Source organism: Lonsdalea britannica (assembly GCF_946477055.1).
Lineage (GTDB): Bacteria > Pseudomonadota > Gammaproteobacteria > Enterobacterales > Enterobacteriaceae > Lonsdalea > Lonsdalea britannica_A.
Genome location: NZ_CAMKXG010000282.1, coordinates 1 through 4,112 on the forward strand (window position 1 = coordinate 1; position 4,112 = coordinate 4,112).

Annotated in this window: 4 protein-coding genes; all 4 read right to left on the reverse strand. The window is 62.9% G+C overall.

All coding sequences use genetic code 11. The annotated features are described in order from the left end of the window. On the reverse strand, positions 1-1,339 hold a 1,339-nt coding region (locus Q7O77_RS15205; protein WP_304169263.1), incomplete at its 3' end, for an ABC transporter permease subunit. Then, on the reverse strand, positions 1,336-2,856 hold the full coding sequence (locus tag Q7O77_RS15210; protein ID WP_304169267.1) for an ABC transporter substrate-binding protein: 1,521 nt from the start codon (positions 2,854-2,856) through the stop codon (positions 1,336-1,338). The genes Q7O77_RS15205 and Q7O77_RS15210, both read right to left, overlap by 4 nt. Positions 2,857-2,873: 17 nt before the next feature. Next, positions 2,874-3,680, reverse strand: a complete 807-nt coding sequence (locus Q7O77_RS15215) for an ABC transporter ATP-binding protein (RefSeq protein WP_304169270.1) — start codon at positions 3,678-3,680, stop codon at positions 2,874-2,876. 4 nt (positions 3,681-3,684) lie between these two features. Further along, positions 3,685-4,112 (reverse strand): ATP-binding cassette domain-containing protein (locus Q7O77_RS15220; RefSeq protein ID WP_304169272.1); only part of this gene is annotated, 428 nt, incomplete at its 5' end.

Here is a 4,112-nt window from a genome sequence, read left to right on the forward strand (position 1 = left end):
TGACGGGCGGCAGAGCGTTCGTCATTTCAATCGGTCCGGTAAATAGCCGGGGAAAAAGGCCAACGGTTATCCCGATCATCAGGCTGCCCAGCGTGACGACCAGAGCCGTTAGCAAGGTGACGATCGCACCGTGGGCGACGCGGGCCAACAGGTCGCGCCCCATCGCGTCCGCGCCAAAAGGCAGCCTCAGCGAAGGTGCTTGTAGCCGCAGGAAATCCGAAGAAAGTGGGTCGCGCGGTAGCCCGATAACCAGCAGCAGCGCTAGCAGACCTCCCGCCAGCGCGGGGATCCAGTAAGCGCTGGTACGGACCGGGGGCGCGTTGATCGGGATCGGCAACGATGCCGTCGCGATCGCACGGCCCAATAGCGCATGGCGCAGCAGGGCAATACTGCCGCCCGCCACCGTGGCGATCAGCAGCAGAAGCAGAATTCCGCACTGTAGCGCGGGCAGATCCTGCGCGGCGGATGCGCCTAACGTGGCGCGTCCTAATCCGGGAATCGCGAAGACCTTCTCGACGGCCACCGCGCCGCCGGTCAATCCGACTAATACCAGCCCGACCTGAGGCATCACCGCCGGGAGAGTGCGGCGAATGACCGCCAACAGGCAGGCCGTGCGCGAGAATCCGGCGACGTTCCATGTGACCAGCCAGGGCTCGGCAAAGGTAGACGCCAGCGTGTCGCTGAACAGCTTTCCCAGCAGTCCACCTGCGGGCAGACCCAATGCCAGCGCGGGCAGCACGGCGAATTCCCAGCCACGCCAGCCGTAGGGCGGGAACAAGTGCAACCATACAGCGCCAGCGAGCAGCAGAAAGGCCGCCAATAAAAACTCCGGCATGGCGGTGAGGGCGACGGCGAGAAGTCCGCTGCCGCTTCGGCTGCCGCTTCGGCTGTCGCCGCGAAGACCCCGGATCACCGTGGGCGCGCACAGCACTATCGTCACTATGAACGCGACCAGCAGCGCGCAGCTCATCAGGAGTAATGAGACGCCGGTTGCCGACAGCATGCCCGGCAGTACCGGGTTGCCGGATATCCAGGAGACACCGGCATCGCCATGCAGCAGGCCGACGAGCCATCGCCACAGCAGGGGGAAAGGCCCCTGATCAAGCCCGTAATGCTGGCGGATCGCCGTCAACGCCTCCTCTGTGGCTTCCTGCTCGCCGGAGCGCGCGCGCAGCAGGCTGAGCGCCGGATCGCTGCCCGAAAGCCAGGGTAAGAGTCCGATAAGCGTCACAATGCCTGCGGCCATCAACACACGGGACAGCAGGGCGAGTCCCGGCCCTGCCAGCGCGGAATGGGCGGAAGTGCGGGCGCAGTCCCGGCAAACCATCGGTTCGATCATGGTGTTGGCAGCGCCTCATTGAGCACGGTCTGCGGGGTAATCAACTCCCGCTCCCGTGGGTCGCGCATAACCTGACGCGCCCGAACGGACTCGCCCTGAATGACCCGTTCATGCAGCAGCGGTATGGCGGCATCGGTCGCAAGGATAAGCCTTTCGGCGCGCATGATGGCCTGTCGCCGAGCCTCGCCCGCCGGTATTCCGGCAGCCTTCTGCAAGGCGTGGTCGATGTCGGAATGACAGAGTTGTGCGATGTTGAAAGAGCCATGACAGGCGAAATCGCTGTACATGTAAGCCACCGGGTCGCCAGAGTCTAATACCGTCGCGCGGGACAGAATGAAAGCATCAAATTTTCCGGCGAGCGCGTCAGACTCTATCTGGGCATATTCTCGCACCTCTTGCTTGACGGTGAAGCCAGCCGCACTAAGTTGTTGCGCCAGATAAACGGCGGCTTCCGGCAGCTCGGTGCGGTCGCTGAAGGTCGCCAGCGTAATGGTCGCGCCATGGGGAATACCGGCGGGCGTCGGCGAGGTAACAGGTTGACGTCGCGGAGCCGCCCACTGCAACGCAGGCCCCAGCAGTCCGACGGCCACGTCCGCCCGCTGCTCATAGACGCCATCCACCAGCGCCCTGCGGTCAATGGCGTCGCGTGCGGCGGCCCGCAGCGCCGGATCGCTGAAGGCGCCCCGACGGGTATTCAGGTACAGCGTGTTGGTGCGCGGCATCGGGACTTCATGCACCCGGTTCGCGTCCAGTAACGGCGCCTGAGAGACGGGGATCGCCTCGACGACGTCTGCTGAATGCGTACGCAGCGCCGCGGCACGGGCGGCGCCGTCCGGTACAAAATCAACGTCGATGCCGGGCGCGGCGGCGGGAGTCCCCCAATAGTGTTCGAAGCGGTCGAGATGCGCGCTGGACGTGCCATTAACGCGGGTCAGCACAAACGGGCCGGTTCCGGCATTGATGGGATTAACGATGCCGTTTTTTCCGTAGGCGGCAGGCGAAAGGATCGCCAACTGAGGACTGGATAACCGTTGCGGCAGTAACGGGTCACGACGGGCGGTTTTGATGATGACGGCACGATCGCCGTCGGCGCTGATCGTCAGTTCGACACCATCCAAAATACGCGGCTTGGGCACGGCGCGCGTCGCCGCCGTCAGCGCGTTGACCACCGACGCCGCATCCATGTTGCTGTTATCATGAAATTTAACGTCCGGACGCAGGCTGAACTGCCAGGTCGTGTCATCCAGCTGTTGCCACTGGGTCGCCAGCGCGGGCTGCGCGTCTCCGTTGGCATCGAGTTTCACCAGCGTTTCGGCAGTGCTCCAGCGGGATAGCTTAAATGCGTCATCGCTAAAGGGAGACAACGCGGAGCGAGGCGGCAGCAGCATGGCCACCCGGATACGCGGTGAGTCGGCGCCGTCGGCAGTTGGCGTTTCCTTGTCGAAACAACCGCTCACCAGCAAACTGCCGAGCAATAAGGCTGACGCGGGACGCTTAAGAGGTAAAAAGGGGAGCATGAAAAATCCTTCTGGTTTTAATCGCGCGTGGGCGACAGGTCGGTCGATAACACGGGGATGGCCGCGAGCAGCGCCGCACTGTGGGCGTGAACGGGGTGGGTCAGGAGCTGATCGAGCGGCCGATCTTCCACGATCTGGCCTTGATGCATGACCAATACTCGTTCGCACAGCGCTGCGACGGCAGAAATATCGTGCGAGACAACCAGCAGGCCCATTTGATGACGGCGGGCCATTTGATCCAGCAATGTAATGATCTGCTGGCGGAGCGGGAGGTCCAGCCCGCTGACCGGTTCGTCGGCCAGTAGAAAGCGGGGTTTTACGGCGATAGCGCGAGCAATGGCCACACGCTGGGCCTGTCCGCCGGACAGCGCCTGCGCATTTCTCGTCAGTAAATCCGGCGATAACGCGACCTGTTCAAGCGCTTCATGCACCGCATGCTCTATCTTTCCGCGATAGCCGAGCTGTCTTAGCGGCGCGGCGATGAGTTCGAATACGTTTAGGTGCGGCGCCAGCGATCCCGCGGGATCTTGCGGGATGTATTGCACGCGCTGGCGATACCAGCGCAGGACTGATGCGCGGCCCGGCCGGACGAGGCGGCCTTCACAGCGTATCTCGCCCTCGGACAGCCTCTCCAACGCCAGCATCGCGTTCAATAGCGTGGATTTCCCTGAGCCGGAAGCGCCCACCAATCCGATACGTTCTCCATCGCGGAATTGCAGATTGACGTCGCTCAGCGCCTGATAAAAACGCGGCCGTTGGAGCCAATGACCGGGCTGCGGATAGCGGTGCGCTACCTGCGACAATTGAAGAAATGGCGTGATCATCGGATTAGCTCGCCCATTGCAGCGTCGGTGGTGAAGAGATGGCCAGTACTTGGTCTTGTTGCCGAGCGGCCTGCACCAGGGCTCGAGTGTATTCATGCTGCGGGTGATCGATCACCGTGCGGGTGTCCCCCTGTTCGACGAGATAACCGTCCTTCATGACCAGCAGGCGATGACACAGTGAGGCGGCCACGGCGATGTCGTGCGTGATAAACAACAATGCGGAATCCGGGTTGCTGCAACTATAGGCCCGCAGCGTGCTCAAGACCTGTGCCTGTGACATGACATCGAGTGCGGTGGTGGGTTCGTCGGCGATCAATAGCGGACGCTGGCACAGCAATGCCAGGGAGAGGCATACGCGCTGACGCTGGCCGCCAGACAACTCTCCGGGGTAGCGTGAGAGAATCATCTCGGGATCGTCAAAACCCACGGAGA